Below are 21959 nucleotides of genomic sequence, written 5' to 3' on the forward strand. Positions count from 1 at the left end.
CGCCGTCGGCCGCGCCACGCCTGGTGCGCGTCAGTGCTCGCGCGGCGCGGGCACCACACGCTCCACCTCGGGGTGGACGGTGAGCAGCTGACGCATGGCGGCCTCGGCCGCCGCACCGTCGCTCGCGGCCAGGGCGTCGACGATCCGCGCGTGGTACGACAGCGAGGCCTCGGTCGGCCGGTCGCAGCCGGTGACCGGGTTGCCTGCGACCTGGAGCGCCGCCGAGACGATGCCCGAGAGGTGCTCCAGCATGCGGTTGCCGGCGACCTGGATCAGAAGCGAGTGGAACTCGGAGTCGGCGCGGGAGAAGGTCAGGGCGTCACCCTGTGCCATGGCGTGGCCCATGATCTCGATCATGTCGCCGAGGCGCTGCTGCACCTCCTCGCGTCCGTGACCTGCGGCCAGGCGTGCGGCAAGCGGCTCGATCGTCCAGCGCAGCTCACTCAGCTCCCGGCGCTGGTCGTCGCGCTGCGGTCCGAAGGCCCGCCATTCGATGATGTCCGGATCGAGGAGATTCCAGTCGCTGACCGGACGCACGCGCGTGCCCACGTTCGGCCGCGCGCTCACGAGGCCCTTGGCCTCCAGAACGCGCAGCGACTCGCGGACGACGGTGCGGGAGACCTCGAATCGCTGGCCGATCTCCTCGGGAACGAGCGGGCGGTCCGCGCCCAGGTCGCCGGAGACGATCATCTGGCCGAGCTGCTGAACGAGTTGGCCGTGCAGTCCGCGGCCGCGGCTGCCGGCGGCGCGCCGGCCCACGCGTCCGAGCTCCGGCTCCGAGTGCTCCCAGGCGGGAATGCCTACGCGGTCGACACCGGGGCCTTCGGCGTAGGGGTAGCGGTCGAGTCCGCCCGGGCCGGCCAGGCCGGAGTCTGCGGAGCGGGCGGCGGTCATCATGGTGTGCGCAAGGGTACTCACGGATCCTTTGTCGGCGCCCCGTTCAACTCCCTTGAGGTCTTTGGTGAAAAGCACACGAAAGGGTGATCGCTCACCCCGTCGCAATTGACGCCTTATCGGAAAGAAATGGGCGTTCCCCGGGGAGTTGTGTGCAGCGCCGGAAGGGAAGGGCGTCGACGGTCGTCATCGGACCTTGCCGCGCAGGGTCGTGAGCAGATATGCGCAGAGCAGAGCGGCCAGCGACAACGTCAGCGCGCCGCCGACGGGTTGGGCCACCGCCCTCGCCGCGGCCGCCAGAACACGCTCTCCGCCGAACGGCCACTGCGACAACAAGTGCTCACGCAACCGCACGGAGAACCCGGCCGTGGACCGCACAGACGGACCCTCCACGGCCTTCTGTACGAGCGGTACGACGAGGACCGGAACGGTGAGCACGGCGGCGAGTCCGGCCGTCGTGGACCGGAAGACGCCGGCGGCCAGCACACCGGCCCAGGCGCACCCCACGACGATCCCTGCCCAACTCACGCCCAGCGAATGCCAGTCGGCGGGGACTCCGGCGAGTTCGGCGCCGTACAGGAGGTAGAGCACCTCGAGGTCGCAGGCGACCGTGAGGAAGGCGAGCACCAGCGCCGTGGCGCCGCTGACGAGGAGTTTGGCGACGAGCAGGCCCATGCGCCGGGGCACGGTGCCGCGGTCGGCGGCGAGGGCGGGGTGCCGGAACTCCTCGCCGAAGGCGATCGCACCGAGCAGTCCCGCGCCGAGCGCCGCGGGCGGCAACGGAAACTCCCTGGGCCACGCGGCGAGAAGGCGCGCCTGCGGGGTGTGCCCGATCCTCGCCAGCAGGACGGCGACGAGCGCGGAGGTGACGAGTACGGCGGCCGCGGTGAGGTATCCGGTTCCGACTCCGGCGGCGCGGCGCAGTTCGTAGCGCAGCGGCCGCAGCGGGCTCGGCGCCTGCCGGACGCTGATGGGCGGTGGAAGGGGCGAAGAGGCGTCGCCGTCCGCGTCCAGCACCTCGACCGGTCGCGGCCCGTCTTCCCCCCGCCCCTCGTCGGCCACTTCGGCGCGGGGCCCCATGTCACCGATCTCGTCGGCGAGTTGGTGTACGAGGATGCCGTGCCGGAAGGCCGTCTCGCCGACGTCGGCACACGCGCTGCCGTACACCGAGAGGCGGTTGCCGTCCTCGTGGACGACCTCCACGGAGCGCCGGCCCGCCCGGGCCTCCTGGGCGAGCAGGGCGCCGAGCCGGGCGGCGTGCGGGCTGCGGACGGCCACCCGGGGGCGCAGCCGGGTCCGGGCGAAGTCCGCGACGTCCTGGTCGGCCACGAGCTTCCCCTCGGCCAACGTGACGACCCGGTCGGCCGTTCCGGCGGCCTCCTTGGAGTCCTCGGTGGTGAACAGCACTGTGCCGCCCTGCGCGGCGTGCGCGCGCAGGGTCTCGTGCAGCCAGCGGGCCTCGCGCGGCGCGAGCCCCGCCGCGGGGTCGTCGAGGACGAGCGTGTGCGGGTCGGCCAGCAGCGCGCAGGCGAGACCGAGCCGCCGGTCCATTCCCCGCGAGAGGGTGCCCAGGCGCTCGTCACGCAGGCTGACGAGGCCCACGACTTCGAGGACTTCGTCGGCCCGGCGCATGGGCACGCCGGCCGCCGCGCACAGCATGCGCAGGTGTCCGCGCACGCTGCGGGCCGGATGGCCGGGCACGTCGCCGAGCAGGACGCCCACTTCGCGCGACGGATGGGCGATGCGGTGCAGTGGCCGTCCTCTGAAGTAGGCGGTCCCGCGGCCCTGTTGGAGTTCGAGCATGAGTCTCAGCGCCGTCGTCTTGCCCGCGCCCGGCGCTCCGAGGAGTGCCGTCACACGGCCCGCGTGCGCCTCGAAGGAGACGTCGTCGAGGGCGGGGGGTAGCTCCTTGCGGGGGTTGCTGGTCAGTCCGATGGCCTGGATCACCCTGAGCAAGATAGCGGTACATTTCCCGTTTTCCGGGCACCTCGGGGCGCCGCTACGGGCCGACTTCGCCCGTCTCCGCACGTGCCTGCCGGGGTCGGCCGCGACCCGAGGCCCGGGCGTTCTCGTCGCGCCCGGCACAAGCCGTCGTGACCGCCCGGCACAAGCCGTCGTGAGTGTCGGGCGGAGGCCGTCGTGACCGCCCGGCGGAAGCCGTCGCGAGTGTCTGGCGGCGGCTGCTCTCGCTCGACGGCGGGGTCAGACCTCGGGGCGCAGCATCGGCGGGTTGAGCAGCGTGGCGCCGCCCGCTCGGAAGAGCTGCGCGGGGCGGCCGCCCTGCCGGGTGGTCGTGCCGCCGGTGGGCACGAGGAAGCCCGGCGTGCCCGTCACCTTGCGGTGGAAGTTGCGCGGGTCCAGTGCCACGCCCCACACGGCCTCGTACACCCTGCGCAGCTCACCGACGGTGAACTCGGTCGGGCAGAAGGCGGTGGCCAGCGACGAGTACTCGATCTTGGACCGGGCGCGTTCCACCCCGTCCGACAGGATCTGGGCGTGGTCGAAGGCGAGGGGGGCGGCCTGCTCCCCGTCCCGGCCGTAACCGCCCTGCTGCAACAGCTCCTCGACCGGCGCCCAGCGCGCGCTGTTCGCGTCGCCGCCCGCCCGGGGCGCGGGCAGGTCGGGTGCCAGCGCCAGGTGAGCGACGCTGACCACGCGCATCCGCGGGTCGCGCTTGGGATCGCCGTAGGTCGCGAGCTGCTCCAGGTGCGCGCCGTTGTCCTGGGCCGGAGCCGAGGGATCGTGTGCGCACAGGCCCGTCTCCTCGACCAGTTCGCGAGCCGCCGCCTGCGCCAGGTCCTCGTCCGTCCGCACGAAGCCGCCCGGCAGCGCCCACCGCCCCTGGAACGGCTGCTCGCCCCTCCTTACCGCCAACGCGCACAGGGCATGGCGTCGTACGGTCAGCACGACCAGGTCCACGGTCACGGCGAAGGGCGGGTAAGCCGACGGGTCGTAGGGCATGCCGCGATCATAGTCGTCTGCCTGACGATAAACACTCCCTTCGTCGGCCGCATCCATGGCTTGTCCACTGCGCTGCGAGCCGTGCTCCATGGACCTCCGCAGCGACTCCCCCTTCAGCGTCGTGCCAGCTCACGCCCCCAACTGCAGTCCCTCGCCCGCCTCCTCGACCATGGCGACGCCGAGCCGGCTGACGCGTACGGAGAAGGGCGCGCCCGCCACGCGCAGCCCCGTGAGCCCGATCTCCCCGAGGGGCGCGCTGCGCAGGGGACGCAGGGTCACCGTCCCGGCCGGGGCGTCTGGCCGGATCCCGGCGAGCGAGGTGAGCAGGAGCACCCCGGCGGCCGCGGCGGTGGCCGCCGGCCGGCACGCCGCGGGATGCGGCAGCGGAGCAGCGCCTTCCACGCGCTGCTGCCCCGCGTACATCTCGGGCAGCCGGTGTCCGAAGGTCTCGGCCGCCCCCAGCACACCCCGCAGCAGCGAGCCCGCCTCCTTCTCGTATCCGGCCGCGGCCAGCCCCGCGACCGCCACGGCGGTCTCCTGCACACGCACGGCACCGCCACGATGCCCGAACGGGTTGTACGCGGCCTCCTTCGCCCCGAGGCTGCGCAGCCCCCAGCCCGAGTCCATGGCCGGGCCGCCGAGCAAGCGGGCGAGTTGCTCGGTCCGCACCTTGTCGAGCAGCCCCGGGGCGGGCGTCCCGGCGCCGAGCAGACCGGTGTCGAGGAGGTGCACGGCGCCCGCGCCCAGGTGGGGCACGAGGCGCCCGTCCGGTGCACGGGCCGCCGCCGGTCTGCCGCCTGCCCGATCCTCCAGCCAGAAGTGGGTGCGAAACGCCCCGCGCAAGCTTTGGGCCCACTGGCGCAGCCCCTCGGCACCCGGTCTGTCGTAGGCATCGAGCAGGTCGGCACCCAGCAGCGCCGCGCGGTGGGCGTACGCCTGTGTCTCGCAGCGCTGCGGGCCGCCGGGATGCGGGTCGGGCAGATAGGTGCCGTCGCCGACGGTGGTCCGCAGCCAATCGAGGCAGCGCTCGGCCGCGGGCAGCAGTTCCTCGGTCTCCTGGTCCGGAAGTCCCCATCGCCGGGCCTCCGCCAGGAGCGTGGGGAACAGGAGTGTCGCCTCGGTGGACGTGCAGCCCGGCGGCAGGTGCGGGCCGGCGTCCCTGCGCGGTCCCGGGATCATGCCGGACTGAGGCCCGGAACCGCCGAGTTGCGTGCGTGCGAGGGACCTGAGTGTGCCCGCGGCGAGCCGGGTGCCGAGCGGCAGCGTCATCCGTGCCGAGACGAGCGCCTCCGCGGGAGCCACGCCGCAGCGCCAGGGGGCTCCCGCGGCGACAAGGACGTCGGACGGGTGCTCCGGGTCGCGCAGCAGCAGTGCCTCCAGGTCCTCGACGCAGGTGTTGAGCAGTGCCTGCGCCCGGGCGTCCTCGCCGGTGGCTCCGGCCCTGGCCAGCGGGCTCGGCGCGCCCCGCCCCACCACTCTGCCGGGTCCCGCCCCGTCCAGCCGTACGCGCAGCTCCAGGGTCAGCGTGCCGCCGGGCGGCAGCTCCACCTCCCAGCGCAGCAGCCCTGCGGTAGCGAGCGCGTCGGTGGGCGGCGGCTCGGCCGTCACCGTCGCCGAGCGGCCACCCGGTGCCGTCCAGCGCAGGCCGGAGGCGTGGACACTGGCGGGCAGCTCCGGTCCCGCCCCGCCGGAGGCGATCGCACCGAGCTCCGCGAGATCCGTACCGAGGGCCACCTCGACCGGTAGGCGCAAGGGGCGGCGGGCCGAGCTGTGCAAGGAGATCCGCTCCGTGCCGTCGGCGCTCCTGATGCGCTCCACGACCACGTCCGGGTCCGGCCCGCCGTCGGGAGAGGCTCGCAGCGTCCCCACGAACCGGGCTCGGTCGGCGGCGGTGGTCCGGGCCTGCACGGCGAGCGGTTCCCTGCCCGCCACCCGGACCTGGCAACGGGAGAGCAGCCGCCGGCCCGCCCGGTAGAACCCGTCCAGTCCCCGACCCGTCAACTGCCCCTGATCTGTGGAGATGGCCAGCCCCGGTAGTGCTACGCAGACCAGCGCGGTGTGCGCGGGCGGCAGCTCCAGGGCCTTGCGCGGGGTGGGCAGCGGTGCTCTCGAAGCGACCGGGCCGGTCGTGCCGGGGGGCCTCGTCGAGGGATCCGTCGCTCCCTGCTGCCGAGTCGACAAGTCGGCTTCGGCGGTTCGCCGTGCCGCTGACCTGCCCGTGTCCTCGGACGCGGGCGGTGGGACCCCCGCGCGTGTGGAGGGACGGGTGGACGGATGAGGAGGCGGTCGGTCGCCGTCGGGGGTGGAGGACGGGGTTGACAGCGGCATGGGGCGGCTTCTCCTGCGCTCGGTACGCCTGGGGCACGCTCGGTGCCGGGTGGCGGGCTCCGGATGACCGTGGGCTGTGCGGCGGCGCGGCACGGCCACGAGATCCGCCACTCAGGTGAACGGAGCGGCCCTCCCGGGGGTCACGCCCCCGGAGGGAGAAGCCGACCGGATGGCGGCGGCCCGGTGCAGGTGGGGAGGTGGGGCCCGAGGGGCGCTTCAGCCGGGGGCCGAGCCAACCCAGCCAGCGGGTCGAGACTCCACCGGGTGCGGGCGGCGAGACGGGGCACCACCGGCGCTTCAGCAGAGGGCTGATCCCACCCGGCAAGCGGGGCGAAACTCCGCCGGGTGCGGGCGGCGAGGCGGGGGGCCAGCGGCGCTTCAGCCGGTGACCGAGCCAGCTGAGGAGGAGGGGCGAGACTCCACGAGGTGCAGGTCGCGGGGCGGGGCACCAGCGGCACCCCGGCCCGTCGCCGAGCCAACCCACAAGGCGGGGCGAAACTCCACCGGGTGCGGGCGGCGAGACGGGGCACCACCGGCGCTTCAGCAGAGGGCTGATCCCACCCAGCAAGCGGGGCGAAACGCCGCCGGGCGCAGGTGGCGCGGCAGGGCGCCAGCGGCACTTCAGCCGGTGGCCCAGCCAAGCCGACAAACGGGTCGAGACTCCGTGCCTCCCCGTCCCGGGCTCGGACCTCACCTGTTCTCCCCGGTTCCCGGGCCAGTGGTCCGGCGGCGGAGCTGGGGATGAATCCTGGGGCCGCCGGCGGCGAGGGACGCGCTGCCGCCTTCCGACGCGGGGCTCTCGGCAGCGCGACGACGTCGAGCGGCGGCGACCCTGGACGCACGGCGACTCGGATGCATCGCGCCGTCCTCCGCCGTGCGTACCCGGCGACGCCGCCGACGCGAGGGCGACGACTGCACCTCCTCACCGGGCCCAGGGGCGCACGGCGACAGCTCAGTCGCACCGGAGGAGCCCGGGCCGTCGGAGCGGTTCGAAGGGGCCGATGGGGACAACGGGGTCACTGGGGCCGGGCCTGCGGAGTCCGCCGAGCGACCACTTCGCTCCGATCGCAGGCACCGGCGGACCGACTCCGGGTCCAGGCCTTCGTTGCAGGCCTGGTGCAGAAGGCGGGCGAACAGGTAGTCGGGGTCGACCCCGATGGCCATGGCCAGGGCTTCGCGGGCCTCCAGCTCGTCGCCGGACGACCACGCGACCCATCCCGCGAGCGTGAGAGGCGCCGCCGCGTGCTCGGCGTACGGGCCGACGCAGCGCCGGGCCAGTGCGCGCCAGAGACGCAGAGCAGGGTCCGCTTCCTCGCCTTCCATCCACTCGGCGGCCCGGTCGCGGGTCGTGCGGTCCTGGAGGCCGAGAATGAGGGCGGCGGCTTCGTCGTGCCCGAGGAGTTCGTCGTCGCGTCGGTCCGACTCGAGCGTGCCGGACACCGGACGGGTGCCGGCGATACGCCCCATGGCCTTGCGGGCCAGGTCGAGGGTCTCCTCCGCGACCTCCGTGCGGCTGCCGGCGTCGAGGATCCGGGGGACCAGGGACATGCTCGCGGCGTCCAGAGCGGCTTCCTGGTCCAGCGCAGCCGCCGTCTCCCATGCAACGAGCCGGGCCCTGAACTCGCGCAGGCTGCCCCGTACTTGGAGTCCGGCATAGGTCGCGGCGGCAGCGAGGACGGACGTGCCCGGGAGTCCCATCGGCTCACCGTGCGGCGGACAGCAGTCCTCGCTCGGACAGCAGTAGGACCAGAAGCGGCCGTCCGCGATGCACAGCGCCTCGACCACCGGGACGTCGAAGGTCCCGCAGGCCGTGCGGAGCAGCTGCGCCAGAGGACGCAACCGTTCCATGACGTCCCGCCCGGACTCCCCGATCCGCGGCTCCTGACAGAGGTAGGCGACCATGGCCTCCGGCCGGGCGCCCCTGCGCTCGCTCCCGAGCACCAGTCCCCGCGCCAACTGGCCCGCCGCCGAGGACCAGTCGTCCGTCTGAGCGGGGATTCCCAGTCGCGCCCTGCCTCCGAAGCGGCCGCGCTGCTCACGGTCGTGGAGGGCCACCAGCACGATGCTGTCCTCGGGTCGGTAGCCCAGAAGGTAGGGCAGCGCGTCGGCCAGCTCCGCGGGCGTCCGGAGCGTGACCTGCTGCTGACCGGAGAGGTCCGGGACCGTGCCGTGCCCGACGAAGGTGAGCGGCTCGACAGGGCTCCCGCGCCCAGCCGACACCTCGCAGCCCGGACTCCGTCCACGGTCGTCGGACCCCGGATCACTGAACCCCGATTCCAGAGCCAGAGCTGTCGAGAAGTCGCACCGGGCCGCGCCGGACCCGTCCGGCTCCGACTCGTCCGGCTCCGAGCCGGGATCCTGCTGCGCCGCCGTCGATGCCACCCCGGTCGGCGGCTCCCCCGCCGGCTCCTCCTCTGTCGGCCACGTCCTTACCGGCTCCTCCCCAGTCGGCCGCTCCGCCATCGGCTCCTCCCCGATCGGCCGCTCCCTCACCGGCTCCTCCCCCGCCTCGTGCTCGCCCGCACCAAAGGGCGATTGCGGATAGTCCGCCCATCGCGCGTCCTCCTGCTCCGCCCGCGTGGTGATGTCGCCCTCGCCGGAGGTGCCGGTCGTTTCGCTGTGATTCGTCATGCCGTGACCATCCCGCGAAACGGAAAAACTCGCTGGAGCCTGTGGATAACCATGGGCGTGGGCACGACAGGACTTGTCCACAGGTCGAGCCGCTCGTTCGCGCTTTGTCCGACCCATCGGGTTGCATGGAGCCATGAGCAACGAAGACCAGCGCCCGAGGGCCGACGAAGACCTGCGCACCGCGGCCGATGCCGTACTCGCCCGGCTGGTCGGTGCGCCGGCGGGCGAGGCCCGGCTGCGCGAGGACCAGTGGCGCGCCATCGAGGCCCTGGTCGCCGACAAGCGCAGAGCCCTGGTCGTACAGCGCACCGGCTGGGGCAAGTCCGCGGTGTACTTCGTCGCGACGGCCCTGCTGCGGGAGCGGGGCGCCGGACCCACGGTCATCGTGTCCCCGCTCCTCGCGCTCATGCGCAACCAGGTGGAGGCGGCCGCCCGAGCCGGCATCCGGGCCCGCACGATCAACTCGTCCAACCCGGAGGAGTGGGACACCATCCAGGACGAGGTGGCCGCGAGTGAGGTCGACGTGCTCCTGGTCAGCCCGGAGCGGCTCAACAACCCGGACTTCCGCGACCAGGTCCTCCCCAAGCTGGCCGCCGCGACCGGTCTGCTCGTGGTGGACGAGGCGCACTGCATCTCCGACTGGGGCCACGACTTCCGGCCCGACTACCGCCGACTGCGAACGATGCTCGCCGACCTCCCGCCCGGCGTTCCCGTACTCGCCACCACGGCGACCGCCAACGCGCGCGTGACGGCCGACGTGGCCGAGCAGCTCGGCACGGGCGGCGGCACGGACGCGCTCGTCCTGCGCGGACCGCTGGACCGGGAGAGCCTCAGTCTCGGGGTGCTGCAACTGCCGGACGCGGCCACCCGCATGGGCTGGCTGGCCGAGCACCTCGGCGACCTGCCCGGGTCGGGCATCATCTACACGCTCACCGTGGCCGCCGCCGAGGAGGTCACCGCGTTCCTGCGCCAGTGCGGGCACACGGTGACGTCGTACACGGGCAAGACGGAGAACGCTGACCGGCAGCAGGCCGAGGAGGACCTGCTCGCCAACCGGGTGAAGGCCCTGGTCGCCACCTCCGCGCTGGGCATGGGGTTCGACAAGCCCGACCTCGGCTTCGTGGTGCACCTCGGGTCGCCCTCGTCCCCGATCGCCTACTACCAGCAGGTGGGGCGTGCGGGCCGAGGTGTGGAGCACGCGGAGGTGCTGCTCCTGCCGGGCAAGGAGGACCAGGCGATCTGGCAGTACTTCGCGTCGATCGCCTTCCCGCCCGAGGAGCAGGTCCGCCGGACCCTCGACGTGCTCGCCGGGGCCGGCCGACCGCTGTCGCTGCCCGCTCTCGAACCGCTCGTGGAGCTGAGGCGTTCCCGGCTGGAGACGATGCTCAAGGTCCTGGACGTGGACGGTGCGGTGCGGCGGGTCCAGGGCGGCTGGATCTCCACGGGAGTCCCGTGGACGTACGACGCGGAGCGTTATGCCTGGGTCGCGAAGCAGCGGGCCGCCGAGCAGCAGGCCATGCGCGACTACGTGACGACCACGGACTGCCGGATGGAGTTCCTGCGCCGGCAGCTGGACGACGAGGCCGCCGCACCCTGCGGGCGGTGCGACAACTGCGCGGGGCCGCGGTTCACGGACTCGGTCTCTTCCACCTCGCTGGAGGCGGCACGCGGGGAGCTGGGACGCGCGGGTGTCGAGGTCGAGCCCCGGAAGATGTGGCCCACCGGTCTTCCCGCGGTCGGCGTCGACCTGAAGGGGCGCATTCCGGCCGGGGAGCAGTTGTCTCCCGGGCGGGCGCTCGGCAGGCTCTCGGACATCGGCTGGGGCAACAGGCTGCGGCCGATGCTCGCACCCCAGGCCCCGGACGGACCGGTGCCCGACGACGTCGCCCAGGCGGTGGTGGGCGTGCTGGCCGACTGGGCGAAGGGACCCGGAGGCTGGGCCTCGGGGCAGCCGGACGCGCAGCCGCGCCCGGCCGGTGTCGTCACCATGGCCTCGCGATCACGTCCGCAGCTGATCCAGTCGCTCGGCGCGCGGATCGCGGAGATCGGCCGGCTGCCGCTGCTCGGGTCCGTCGAGTACACGGGTGAGATCTCACCGGCTTCGCGAAGCAACAGTGCCCAGCGGCTGAAGGCGCTCGACGGCGCGCTGACCGTGCCGCCGGAGCTGGCGGCCGTACTCAAGGAGGCCGACGGGCCCGTGTTGCTCGTGGACGACGCCATGGAGACCGGCTGGACGCTGGCGGTGGCCGCACGACTTCTTCGACGAGCCGGTGCACAGGGGGTGTTGCCGCTGGTCCTCGCCGTGCAAGCGTGACCCCATGCGTCGTCGACGGGAACAGTGGGCAGGGATATAGACGGCCTTTCGCCGCAAAACCGCCCGTGGCCCCAATTGCTCGTTGCCGCAACCAAGTTCGACAGGAAGAATTGAACTCCGCTCCCCGCACGGCTCGTCCGTGGTCCGGTAGGGCTCTGTTGCGGTGCGCGCTCCCCCAAGTCCGACCCTCGCCCGAAGTGTGGGCGCGTAGCCGAAGGGAGGACCGTGACCTTCGGATTCGCTCCGTCCTCGGCGGCATCCATGTCGACGTCTGCCGACCTGTCCGCCGCTTCCGCCAATCCACTGACCAGGATGCTCGAGCCGGCCGAGTGGGCCGCCGCGGGAATCCCCCTGCTGCGTGACCCCCGCGAGGTCGTCAGCGGGCTGCACTCCCGGCACCGCCCCGGGCCCGCGACCGTGATCGTGGCCGTCCTCGACCCGGACGAACGGCTGAGTGCGAGCGCCTCGTTCACGCGGCGGCCGGCACCGGCCGACGGGTGGATGTTCCGCAACGTGCTGCTCGCGCAGCTGCGCCGGGTGATCCCGCACGACCTGCGCCGCCGTACTCCGGTCCGTACGGCCGTGCTGCTCTACTGCCGTGACGGTGACGCCCGGTGGACGGAGGAGGACGGGGCGTGGATGTGGGGACTGCGGGACGCCTGCACGTTGCACGGCCTGCGCTGCGGGGCGTACATCACCCTGACGCGTGACGGCTGGCAGGTTCTAGGTGAGGGTCGCGGAGGGCGCCGGCCCAGCGTCGACTCGGCGCCGGAGCCCTTCGCCACGGCCGACGCGCCACTCCCGGCGCCGCGCACCGGGGGTGCCGCGTCGGAACTGCTGCGGCGGGCCGCCGCCCGCTGAGGACGACCGAAAACGCCAAGTCCACGCGTCGGGAGCAGAGGCGTTCGTCGCCGCCAGGACCCGTCACGACACGGCCCGACAGCGCGGCGGTGATGACGGAGTCGCGAGCGCCGGGAACACACGGCACCTGAGACGCCGGCGGCCCCACCGCTCGTGGTGCCGGGTTGCCTCTCACGGGGCCCCGGCGTGACGGCAGCGGACGTCCCGGCAGCGGACGTGCGGGAGTGCGGACGTGCGGTGGCCAACTGGCCGACGTCCGGCGGATGTACGGCGACACAGTCGGTGTCGCCGCCCCCCGCCGGCCCACACCAACGGTCACCCGCATCCATTGGTATGCACAACAGCACCTACGACCCACCGGTCGAGGTCACCAGGACAGGACAAGGTGACAGGCACGCTGAAGCGCCCGCCCTGCTTCGACCTCGACATCCGGCTTCGGCTCCGAGGTACGAGGGAACGCCCACCGTGCAGGCGCCGCGATGCAGCGCCGCCGTCAGGCGCCACCGTGCAGGTGCCGCGATGCAGGCGCCACCGTGCAGGTGCCGCGATGCGGCACCCCCGACGGCGACTGCCCGGGCTCGTTCCGCGCCCGACACTGTCGGGAGCGGACGCCGAAACGGTTCCGGACGACGTCCGGAACCGGCTCAGACTCCCGCGCCCAGCACCGAGTTGATCTGCTGCGGGTCACCGCAGACGATCAGCAGGGCACCGGCCCGGCCAAGGGCCAGCGGCAGGGCGGAGGCGACCGCGGCGGCGGATCCGCCGTTGACGGCGACCACGACGACGGGTCGGGAGGAGGCCCGGCCCGCGACGGACGCGCCGGCGTAGAAGACGTCGTCCCCGGCGTCGTGCAGACCCCAGTAGGCGGTCTCGCCGAAGGACAGTTCGTGCGCGGCCCACGGGTGCGGGTCGCCGGTGGTGATCACCAGCACCTCACCCGGGGCGCGGCCCGCTTCGAGCAGCAGGTCGACGGCTTCTTCCGCGGCGTCCAGCGCACCCTCGGCCGAGGCCGGGATCAACTGGACCTGCGGGGTGGAACCGGCCTTGGCGGCCGCCGGGGCCGGGGGCCCGGGCTTGGTCACGGCCGGTTCGCGGGACGTGCGTTGGACCGGCATGGGCCGGACAGGACCCGGACGGCCGGGACGCGGCGGAGCCGCGGGACGGGGGCCGGGTACGGGGCGGGGGGTCGGCGCGGTGCGGCCACTGGCCGACGTGGCGCGGGGACCCTGGGCACTCTCGTGAATCTGAGGCTCCTCGGGAAGGAGAGGCATGAGCTGATATCTATCAAACGCCGGTGCGACACGCCTCGGCGGGTGGCACACAAGTGCGAACGGGACCGTCAGAAATCGAAGCCGAGCTGGCCCTCGATCTGCGGAAGGTTTCCGTCCGCCCAGGCGCGGACCTTCTTGAGGTGCCGCCACTGGGGCAGCGCATCAAGATACGCCCACGTCAGCCGGTGGTACGGGGTGGGGCCCCGCTCCGCCAGTGCGGCCTTGTGCACCGGGGACGGATACCCGGCGTTGGCCGCAAAACCGAAGTCTGCATGGTCGATACCCAGTTCGGCCATCATTTTGTCGCGCTGCACCTTGGCGATCACCGAGGCGGCGGCGACCGCCACGCAGGACTGGTCGCCCTTGATCACGGTGCGGACGCGCCAGGGGGAGCCGAGGTAGTCGTGCTTGCCGTCGAGGATGACGGCGTCGGGGCGCACCGGAAGGGTCTCCAGGGCGCGTACCGCCGCGAGTCGCAGGGCGGCGGTCATGCCCATGCCGTCGATCTCCTCCGGGGAGGCGTGCCCGAGGGCGTACGACGTCACCCAGGTCCGCAGTTCCTCCGCGAGCACGGTGCGGCGCTTGACGGTGAGGAGCTTGGAGTCGGTGAGGCCTTCGGGCGGTCGGCGCAGTCCGGTGATCGCGGCACAGACGGTGACGGGACCGGCCCAAGCACCCCGCCCCACCTCGTCGACACCGGCAATGACCTTCGCTCCGGTCGTGGCGCGGAGGGAGCGCTCGACAGTGTGGGTGGGAGGTTCGTACGGCATGGCGCCCTTAGCGTACGCCGCCCGGGAGCCGCGGCGACACCCAGGTTTGCCCGGACGGCCCCGGGCCCTCGGCCGCCGCGGGAAACCGCTTGGTCAGACGGGGTCCGGGCGCAGCAGCGGCATCATCAGGTGGTCGATCATCTCGGCGAGGTCCGTCTCGCTCCATTCGCTGGCGCACACCTTCGAGCGGTACATCATCATCGCCGGGATGGCGTCGAACACGTACGCGTTCGCGGCGTCGGGGCGCACGTCACCACGGCCGATCCCGCGGTGGATGACCTCCCGGAGCAGTTGCATGGTCGGCTCGACGACCCCGCCGAGGATGACTCCGTGGAAGCGTTCGGCCTGGGCCGCGTCGCATTCGTGAAGGACGGAACGCAGGGCGAGCCCGGGGCGCGAGTACATGGCCTCGCGCACGCGCCGGCAGAGTTCGAGGAGATCCGCGCGGACGCTGCCGAGGTCGGGCGCCTCCCTCAGCCGCGGCAGCCCGGCCTGCAGGGCGTCCACGACGAGGTCCTCCTTGGAGGGCCACCGGCGATAGACCGCCGCCTTCCCGGTCTGGGCGCCCGCGGCGACCCCCTCCATGGTGAGGCCGTTCCAGCCGACCGTGCCGAGCTGCTCCAGGGCGGCTTCGAGGATCGCCCGTTCGAGTACGGCGCCGCGGCGACGCGGGGAGGCCGCCTGAGCGGGGGCGGCCGTCCAGCGCGAAGTATCCATCTGAGTCTCTCCGTCAAGCATGCGGAATTGGGGATTCCGGTGGGGACGAGCAAGCACGACACGAAAAGCGGTGGCGACTTCAGTGAACGCTTGCGTTCACTGTTGGGGAGTCACTACCGTTGACGCGCCAGTGAACGCGAGCGTTCACTAACGTACTTGTGGGGGACCCATAGTGACGACCTCTCAGTTGATTCCCAAACAGAAGCCCGGGGCGGCCCGCCGGGAAGGACATCCCGGCATAGCACTCGCGGTCATCGCGGCCTGCCAGCTCATGGTGGTCCTCGACGCGACGATTGTGAACATCGCGCTCCCGCACATTCAGAACGCGCTCGAATTCAGCACCACCGACCTGACCTGGGTGGTCAGCGCCTACACCCTCACCTTCGGCGGCCTGCTGCTCCTCGGCGGGCGGGCCGGTGACATCCTCGGGCGGCGGCGGGTCTTCATGACCGGCATCCTGCTGTTCACGGCGGCCTCGCTGCTGGGCGGTCTGGCCCAGGAACCCTGGCAGCTGATGGCCGCGCGCGCCCTCCAGGGCGTGGGTGGCGCGATCGCGTCGCCGACCTCGCTGGCGCTGATCACCACCACCTTCCCGGAGGGTCCGGAGCGGAACCGGGCCTTCGGTGTCTTCGCCGCGGTCTCCGCGGGCGGCGGCGCTGTCGGCCTCCTCGCGGGCGGCATGCTCACGGAGTGGCTCGACTGGCGCTGGGTGCTCTTCGTGAACGTGCCCATCGGGCTCCTGATCGCGGTGCTCGCCCCGATGTACATCAGCGAGTCCGAACGCCACCCGGGCCGTTTCGACATCGCGGGAGCGCTCACCTCGACGCTCGGCATGGCATCCCTGGTCTACGGCTTCATCCGGGCCGCGGAGGAGGGCTGGCGGGACAGCCTCACCCTCGGTTCCTTCGGCGCGGCGGTGGTCCTGCTGCTGCTCTTCGGGCTCGTCGAGATGCGGGCCAAGGAGCCGATCACTCCGCTCAGGATGTTCGCCGACCGCAACCGCTCCGGCACGTACGTGATCATGCTCAGCCTGGCCGCCGCCATGTTCGGCATGTTCTTCTACATCGTCCTCTTCGTGCAGAACGTGCTGAGCTACAGCCCGATCTCGGCCGGAGTGGCCTTCCTCCCGGTGACCGTCGCGATCGTCACGGGCGCCGGACTGTCGCAGCGGTTCCTGCCCGTGCTCGGCCCCAAGCCGTTCATGGTCGTGGGCTCGTCGCTCGTCGCGCTCGGGCTCGGCTGGCTGACCTTCATCAGCCCGGACAGCTCCTACGCCGGCGGAATCCTCGGCCCGATGCTGCTCTTCGGCTTCGGCATGGGGCTGAACTTCGTGACGCTGACGCTCACCGCGGTCTCCGGCGTCTCCTCGCACGAGGCCGGCGCGGCCTCGGGGCTGCTCAACGCCACGCAGCAGGTGGGCGGTTCGCTCGGTCTCTCCATCCTCACCACGGTCTTCGGTTCGGCCAGCCGTGACGAGGCGGAGAAGCAACTGCCGAGCTTCCTCGCCGACGCCTCGCCCGAGCAGAAGGCCGAGTTCGCCAAGACCCACCAGCTGCCCGCTCCCTGGGGTCACGAGGTGCTCGCGGAGGGCATCTCCGGGGCTTTCGTCCCGGCAGCTGCCATGGCCGTGCTCGCCCTGATCGTCGCCACGCTGGTGATCAAGGTCCGCAAGAGCGACCTGGACGCGCTCGCCGGTACGGCGGGACCCGCCGCGGGCTGACCCGGGTACCGCGAAGGCCGGGCCGCGCCCGGGAGTCCGACGGCAAGGACGTCGGCCCGGCCTTCGCGGTCCCGGCCTCCGTGGTCGGCCTTCGCGGTGCCGGGCTTCACAATCCCGGCTTCGCGGTACATGCCTTCACGGTGTCGGCCTCCGCGGTCCAGGCTTTCACGCTGGCTCGGCCTTCACGGTGCCAAGCCTTCACCGGTACCGGCCTGCCCATGGATCTCGCACGCCCCCGTGCGCTAGCGGTACAGCATCTGCTCGCTCAGGCGGCTGCACACGGACCAGTCCGCGGCTACCGACAGGGGTCGCTCGGCGATGATGTCCCGGGCACGGGACTCGCCCCAACTGGTGGCGTACCAGGGCTCGTCGCCCTCCGAAAGGTCCTCGGCGACGGACTGGAGCACACAGCTGCGCAGCGGTTCCTCCAGCCGGTCGAGCGCCGGTACGGCGTCGGCGGAGAGGCTGCGCGCGTACTCGACGTCGATCTTGCCGGTGTCCTCGTACCGCTGGACGTTGCGCTCGGCGATCAGCGCGTCCGGCGACATCAGGCCGAAGGCGAGCACTCCGGCGGCGGCGGAGGCGGCGACGACGCGGGGCAGCCAGCGGGCTCCCCAGACACCGGCCGCCATGATGAGCACGATGACGAGGCCGAGCCAGAGCTCCACCGCCACGACCGACACCCGCAGCCGCGTCAGCCCGTACGCCTCCACGTACATGTCCATGCGCCGCACCGCGGACGCCACGACAACGAGCGCCAGCGCGCACAGAGTTCCCAGCACGCCGCGCACCAGCGTCCGGTCGCCGGTTCCGTCGCGCGGTGCCCAGCGCAGCGCCAGGACGATGACGAGCAGGGTCAGGACGGTGGCCATCAGCAGCTGCCAGAAGCCCTGGCGCGCGTACTCGGCGTAGGTCTGGCCCGTCTGCTCCAGCACGGCGTCGTAGCCGCCGAAGAGGACGGCGAGCTGGACGGCGTTGAAGGCCGCGAAGAGGACCACGAGCACGATCAGCGGGAGCGCCCACTCGAAGCGGCCGCGGGCACGGCCCTCGGGTATCTCGGCGCGGTCCCAGTGGACGGGCGCGGCCGCCGTGTGCGCGGCGGCGAGTCCGAGGACCAGTCCGAAGACGAGCAGCAGGAGGTGCCAGGGACCGCCGGACACGGAGGCGTCCGGGAGCAGGCTGCCGAGCAGGTCGGCGAACGCGGCGTCGGCGCCGGCGAAGAGCGCGCCGAAGACGAGCAGCAGGACGGCGGTCACCACGAGGGCGCGCAGCACCGGACCGACGCGTCCCCGGGCGCCGCCCACCCGCTCGCGCAGGCCCTGCCAGCCCCAGACGGGACCGGTGACGACGGAGTTGAACATCCCCAGCGGGCTCAGCAGAACGGCGAGCCAGCCGCGGCCGCCGTTCAGGGCGAGGGAGCCCAGCGCGACCGCGGCGACGACGGCCAGGAAGGACGGCCAGTCGGCGTCGCGCAGCGCCGGCACCGCCAGCAGGGCCAGTCCGCCGATGCCCCAGGCGAGGGTCCACGCGCGTGTGCGGCGCCCCGCGGCCCGGGCGGCGAAGTAGCCGGCGAGCGCGGCCGGGACCGCGACGAGAAGCAGGTTCAGTCCCACGCCGTCACCCAGGAGCAGCATGCTCAGCAGGCCGGTGGCGAGCACGGCCCACAGGGTGTCCGTACGGATCGGGGCGGGCGTGGCGACGCGGAGATCGGCGAGCCAGGACACGGGACTCGGTGCCGGGGCGGCCCAGTCGTCCTCGTCGGCGCCCTGCTCCTCGGCCGCGTCGCTCTCCGGGACGGCGTCGTCGGGCTCGGCGCTCTTGACCAGAGCGGCACCCCCCGTCAGCTCCTTCGGCTCCGGATCTCCTGGCTCGGACGTGGACGGTGTATCGGACACGGGACCCCCTCCCAGCCGGCCCCTCCGCAGCCCACGAACGCGCCGGAGCGGCGGAAGGGGCTGGTGACCGGTGTCTCGTCGGCGCTCGCCCGGCAAGATCAACAGGCGGCGTGGCGGCAAGGTTATCCACGGGCGACGACTACCGGCCGGGTGAGGGCGTGCTGTAGCAAGCCTGTGACAGACGGGGCCGGTGTGGCGTGTGGTGGGAAATCAGCCGTTTATCCGGACCGGACGAGCGAGCCGCACTGGAGCCAGGCGGAGAACACCCGACCCGCGACCCCGGGTGGCGAACACCCCACCCGGGAGCCAGGTCACCCCCGGAGCCGGGCGGAGAACACCGCGACCTCGGAGCCACGGGGAGAACACGCACCCGTTCCGGAGCCAGGTCGAGAACCCCCACCCCCGGAGGAGGGGAAGCACAACCCACCCCTGGGGCCAGGTGGTCGAGGACAACCCACCATGGGAGCCAGGTCGAGACACCGGCCCCCGTAGTCAGGCGCAGAACCTCTCACCCTCGCAGCCAGGTGACGAACACCCCCGTCCCGGTCACGCCGGAACGGCCACCCACTCCGGCAGCGGTTCCGTTCGCTCCAGCCAGGTGCTCGGTGGGGCGCCGGCCTCGGCGGAGGCGACCACGCCGCCCACGATGGCGCAGGTCGTGTCCATGTCGCCGCCCACCTGGGCGGTCGCCCAGAAGGCCTCCTCGTAGTCGCCGAGGGCCCGTGCCGCCGACCAGAGGGCGAACGGCACCGTGTCGTGGGCCGTGGTCCGCCGTCCACAGCCGAGCACCGCGGCGACCGTGGCGGTGTCGCCGTAGTCGAGCATGTCCCGGGCGCGCCGCAGCCCCGCGCCGACGGCGCTGCGCGGCACGAGCGCGATGACGCCGTCGAGCAGCGCCTCGGGTCCGGGAGGGCCTGCCGGGTCGGCCGCCAGGGCGGCCGCCGCGGCGACGGCCATGGCGCCGACGACGGCCTCGCGGTGCTGGTGCGTGGGGTAGGCGGAGATCTCGGCCTGATGGGTGGCCTGCTCGGGGTCGTCCGCGTACCAGGCGCCGAGCGGGGCGATCCGCATGGCGGCGCCGTTCCCCCAGGAGCCCTGGCCCTTGAAGAGCGCGGAGGACAGCTCACGCCAGTCGCCGCCGTCCCGGATCTGCCGCAGCAGCCGGTCGACCGCGGGGCCGTAATCGCGGTCGATGTCGTGGTGCTCGGCGAAGGAGAGGGCGAGCCGGTCCTGGTCGATCCGGTGGTGCGCGGCCAGTACGGCCACGACCGAGGAGGCCATCGCGGTGTCGTCGGTCCACCGCCACGGACCGCCGGGCAGCTCGCGGCGCTTGAGGAGCGGGTAGTTCACGGGCAGGAAGAACTGCGAGCCCAGGGCGTCTCCCACGGCGAGTCCGCGCAGGCTGGACAGGGCGCGGCTCAGGCGCCCGTCGGGAGAGGAGTCAGCGGTCATCGCCCTGCCACTCTATCCGGTGACTCCGTACGGTTCCGGATCACGCCAGCGTTCGAAAGGCCGGTCAAGTGTGTACTTGCCGTCGTCCCCGAGAACGAGCATGCGCATCTCCGCGTTCCCCGGGTTCGCCAGCGACTCGAACTCCGCGACGGTCCAGTGGAACCAGCGCATGCAGAACAGCCGCATGGCCAGTCCGTGCGTCACCAGGAGCACGTTCGGCGGGTGGTCGGGGGCCTCGAAGCTGCGGTAGAGGCTCTCCAGGAAGTTGCCGACCCGGTCGTACACGTCGGCGCCGGACTCGCCCTGGGCGAAGCGGTAGAAGAAGTGGCCGTAGGCGTCCCGGTACGCCTTCTGCAGGCGTACGTCGTCGCGGTCCTGCCAGTTGCCCCAGTCCTGCTCGCGCAGCCGGGGCTCCTCACGCACGCGCACCAGTTCGGGGTCGAGGTGGAAGGCCCGGAACGTCTGATGGGTGCGTCGGTACGGGGACACGTAAACGCTTACGCGCTCCTGGCCGAAGAGTTCCCGGAGCTGTTTGCCTCGTTCCTCCGCCTGCCGCCAGCCGGTCTCGGTGAGCGCCAGGGCGTGGTCGGGCTCGCGTTCGTACACGGTGTCATCGGCGTTGCCCGCCGATTCGCCGTGCCGGACAAGAACGATGCGCCGTGGTCGAGCCATGCCGAAACCCTAGATCGAGTGACGCCCGATCGAGCACTCGTACGGGCTCCATACGGCGTAGATCACACAATTCGGCCTCGTGGGAGCGACCTCGGACGCGATGTGCGCCCGGGCGCGCCCCCGGATCTCAGACGATCCAGGAGGGTTCCAGCTGGACTATGTCGCCGGCGAGGGCGGCGACGTCCGCCTCCGTCTGGGCGCGCACGGCGAGGCGCTCGACCCGCTCGGTGCGGTACTTGCCGTGTTCCGCCGCCGACTGCCACATGGACAGGATCAGGAACTCCTGGCCGGGTGCCTCACCGAAGAGTCCGCGGATCATGCCGGGCGAACCCGCCATCGCGGGGTTCCACACCTTCTCCTGCATGAGGGCGAAGTGCTCGGCGCGCTCCTCGTGGACCCGGCAGTGGGCGACCCGCACCAGGTCGGCGTCGGTGAAGCGCGGCTCGAAGCCGGTCTTCACGTCGAAGCGGTGGTCGAAGAGTTTGGCCTGGGCGTCCTTGAAGGTGCCCGACTGCGCGGCCGCGAGACGGTCGTGGGAACGGGCCATGAAGGAGTCGTAGAAGGCGCGGCTCTCCCAGAAGGCGAAGATGTGCGCCACCCCCGGCCGTCCCCGGCTCCAGCCCCCGCCCTGGCCCCGGAAACCCGGCTCGCCCAGGAGCCCCGCCCACTTCCGCTGCCCCCGCTCGAAACCGCGGCGGTCCACCACGGTGCAGCGAATCCACTTGACCAGCACCGCGCCATCGTAAGGCCACGGGCGTGGCGCCGGTCACGCTCCGGCGGAGTGCACCCGAGCGGGCTCCCCGGCGCGCATGGCACGATGTGCAACCGTCCTTTAGATCCGCCCAGTTGGGGCAGACAGACAGTGGCTACGGGGAGGGGAGATCCGGTGAACGGTCTCAGCAAGGGCATCCGCAAGGTCGAGGTGTCGGTGAAGTGGGACCCGAGTCCCGCCGGGAAGCCGGACACCGATCTCGACGTCGTCGCCGCGACGTACCTGGCGGACGATCCGTACGGGAATCCCGACTACGTCGTGCACTTCGACAGCCGGTCCCCCGACGGCACCATCTATCTCGACCGGGACAGCCAGAACGGCAAGGGCTTCGGCTGGGACGAGGTCATGACGCTGGAGCTGAACCGGCTGGACGCCCGCTACGCGCGCGTGGTGGTCGGCGTCGTCATACAGCAGCGTTCCGGTCACAAGACGTTCACCGACGTGGTCAACCCCGGGCTGCGCATGCGGGAGGGCTACACGGTCCTGGCCGAGGACGACTTCAGCGGGGTGCCGCGGGCGACGGCGGCGACCGTCGGGGAGTTCGTGCGCGACGAGTCCGGGGAGTGGACCTTCCACCCCGGGATCGACGGCTTCGACACGGACCCGGCGTCCTTCACCAGGATCATGGGCGCCCGCCGGGAGGAGTGAGCCGGCCGCCGCGCACAAGGGCGGCTTCGCGGCATGCACTGAACGCGTGGTGA

General features: G+C 72.5%; 16 protein-coding genes. 4 read left to right on the forward strand and 12 right to left on the reverse strand.

The window, feature by feature from the left end:
* Nucleotides 1-30: 30 nt before the first annotated feature.
* From ACWGIS_RS19440 to ACWGIS_RS19460, 5 genes are all read right to left on the reverse strand, one after another.
* Nucleotides 31-918: a FadR/GntR family transcriptional regulator gene (locus tag ACWGIS_RS19440; protein ID WP_453363664.1), complete on the reverse strand. Its 888-nt coding sequence runs from the start codon at nt 916-918 to the stop codon at nt 31-33.
* Nucleotides 919-1080: 162 nt separating this feature from the next.
* The gene (locus ACWGIS_RS19445) at nt 1081-2841 is read right to left on the reverse strand and encodes an ABC transporter ATP-binding protein (RefSeq protein ID WP_453363665.1); all 1761 of its coding nucleotides are present in this window, start codon (nt 2839-2841) and stop codon (nt 1081-1083) included.
* A gap of 255 nt (nt 2842-3096) precedes the next feature.
* Nucleotides 3097-3855, reverse strand: a complete 759-nt coding sequence (locus ACWGIS_RS19450) for an NUDIX hydrolase (protein WP_453363666.1) — start codon at nt 3853-3855, stop codon at nt 3097-3099.
* Nucleotides 3856-3984: 129 nt separating this feature from the next.
* On the reverse strand, nt 3985-5955 hold the full coding sequence (locus tag ACWGIS_RS19455) for a glycogen debranching N-terminal domain-containing protein (RefSeq protein WP_453363728.1): 1971 nt from the start codon (nt 5953-5955) through the stop codon (nt 3985-3987).
* A 918-nt stretch (nt 5956-6873) separates the two neighbouring features.
* Nucleotides 6874-8814, reverse strand: a complete 1941-nt coding sequence (locus tag ACWGIS_RS19460; protein ID WP_453363667.1) for a DUF4192 domain-containing protein — start codon at nt 8812-8814, stop codon at nt 6874-6876.
* A 133-nt stretch (nt 8815-8947) separates the two neighbouring features.
* Here ACWGIS_RS19460 and ACWGIS_RS19465 point away from each other — a divergent pair, with 133 nt between their 5' ends.
* Both ACWGIS_RS19465 and ACWGIS_RS19470 read left to right on the forward strand, forming a co-directional pair.
* Nucleotides 8948-11128: a RecQ family ATP-dependent DNA helicase gene (locus ACWGIS_RS19465; RefSeq protein ID WP_453363668.1), complete on the forward strand. Its 2181-nt coding sequence runs from the start codon at nt 8948-8950 to the stop codon at nt 11126-11128.
* A gap of 225 nt (nt 11129-11353) precedes the next feature.
* Nucleotides 11354-11989, forward strand: coding sequence for a hypothetical protein (locus ACWGIS_RS19470; protein WP_453363669.1), 636 nt, complete (start codon nt 11354-11356; stop codon nt 11987-11989).
* A 644-nt stretch (nt 11990-12633) separates the two neighbouring features.
* Here the strand turns inward: ACWGIS_RS19470 and ACWGIS_RS19475 are convergent.
* From ACWGIS_RS19475 to ACWGIS_RS19485, 3 genes are all read right to left on the reverse strand, one after another.
* Entirely contained in the window at nt 12634-13260 is a 627-nt protein-coding gene (locus ACWGIS_RS19475) for a hypothetical protein (RefSeq protein WP_453363670.1), read from the reverse strand.
* 68 nt (nt 13261-13328) lie between these two features.
* A complete protein-coding gene (locus ACWGIS_RS19480; RefSeq protein WP_453363671.1) occupies nt 13329-14030 on the reverse strand; it encodes a ribonuclease HII in 702 nt (233 codons plus the stop codon).
* A 93-nt stretch (nt 14031-14123) separates the two neighbouring features.
* On the reverse strand, nt 14124-14747 hold the full coding sequence (locus ACWGIS_RS19485) for a TetR/AcrR family transcriptional regulator (protein ID WP_453363672.1): 624 nt from the start codon (nt 14745-14747) through the stop codon (nt 14124-14126).
* Nucleotides 14748-14919: 172 nt separating this feature from the next.
* On the opposite strand from ACWGIS_RS19485, the gene ACWGIS_RS19490 reads away from it, so the two are divergent.
* A complete protein-coding gene (locus tag ACWGIS_RS19490) occupies nt 14920-16467 on the forward strand; it encodes an MFS transporter (protein WP_453363673.1) in 1548 nt (515 codons plus the stop codon).
* A gap of 242 nt (nt 16468-16709) precedes the next feature.
* Here ACWGIS_RS19490 and ACWGIS_RS19495 read toward each other — a convergent pair whose 3' ends face one another.
* From ACWGIS_RS19495 to ACWGIS_RS19510, 4 genes are all read right to left on the reverse strand, one after another.
* Nucleotides 16710-18392 carry a DUF4153 domain-containing protein gene (locus tag ACWGIS_RS19495; RefSeq protein WP_453363729.1) on the reverse strand — a complete coding sequence of 561 codons (1683 nt, stop codon included), beginning with the start codon at nt 18390-18392 and terminating at the stop codon, nt 16710-16712.
* A 516-nt stretch (nt 18393-18908) separates the two neighbouring features.
* The gene (locus ACWGIS_RS19500) at nt 18909-19814 is read right to left on the reverse strand and encodes an ADP-ribosylglycohydrolase family protein (RefSeq protein WP_453363674.1); all 906 of its coding nucleotides are present in this window, start codon (nt 19812-19814) and stop codon (nt 18909-18911) included.
* 12 nt (nt 19815-19826) lie between these two features.
* Complete coding sequence (locus ACWGIS_RS19505) at nt 19827-20486, reverse strand: histidine phosphatase family protein (protein ID WP_453363675.1); 660 nt, start codon at nt 20484-20486, stop codon at nt 19827-19829.
* Between the two features lie 127 nt (nt 20487-20613).
* Nucleotides 20614-21219: a YdbC family protein gene (locus ACWGIS_RS19510; protein WP_453363676.1), complete on the reverse strand. Its 606-nt coding sequence runs from the start codon at nt 21217-21219 to the stop codon at nt 20614-20616.
* Between the two features lie 153 nt (nt 21220-21372).
* On the opposite strand from ACWGIS_RS19510, the gene ACWGIS_RS19515 reads away from it, so the two are divergent.
* On the forward strand, nt 21373-21906 hold the full coding sequence (locus tag ACWGIS_RS19515) for a TerD family protein (protein ID WP_453363677.1): 534 nt from the start codon (nt 21373-21375) through the stop codon (nt 21904-21906).
* Nucleotides 21907-21959: the final 53 nt, after the last annotated feature.

The organism is Streptomyces sp. NPDC054842 (assembly GCF_053611025.1).

What these genes read in the sequence shown, in the direction of transcription:
- ACWGIS_RS19450 (WP_453363666.1), bottom strand. Translation starts at nt 3,855, where the DNA reads ATGCCCTACGACCCGTCGGCTTACCCGCCCTTCGCCGTGACCGTGGAC.
- ACWGIS_RS19460 (WP_453363667.1), bottom strand. Translation starts at nt 8,814, where the DNA reads ATGACGAATCACAGCGAAACGACCGGCACCTCCGGCGAGGGCGACATC.
- ACWGIS_RS19465 (WP_453363668.1), top strand. Translation starts at nt 8,948, where the DNA reads ATGAGCAACGAAGACCAGCGCCCGAGGGCCGACGAAGACCTGCGCACC.
- ACWGIS_RS19475 (WP_453363670.1), bottom strand. Translation starts at nt 13,260, where the DNA reads ATGCCTCTCCTTCCCGAGGAGCCTCAGATTCACGAGAGTGCCCAGGGT.
- ACWGIS_RS19480 (WP_453363671.1), bottom strand. Translation starts at nt 14,030, where the DNA reads ATGCCGTACGAACCTCCCACCCACACTGTCGAGCGCTCCCTCCGCGCC.
- ACWGIS_RS19485 (WP_453363672.1), bottom strand. Translation starts at nt 14,747, where the DNA reads ATGGATACTTCGCGCTGGACGGCCGCCCCCGCTCAGGCGGCCTCCCCG.
- ACWGIS_RS19500 (WP_453363674.1), bottom strand. Translation starts at nt 19,814, where the DNA reads ATGACCGCTGACTCCTCTCCCGACGGGCGCCTGAGCCGCGCCCTGTCC.
- ACWGIS_RS19505 (WP_453363675.1), bottom strand. Translation starts at nt 20,486, where the DNA reads ATGGCTCGACCACGGCGCATCGTTCTTGTCCGGCACGGCGAATCGGCG.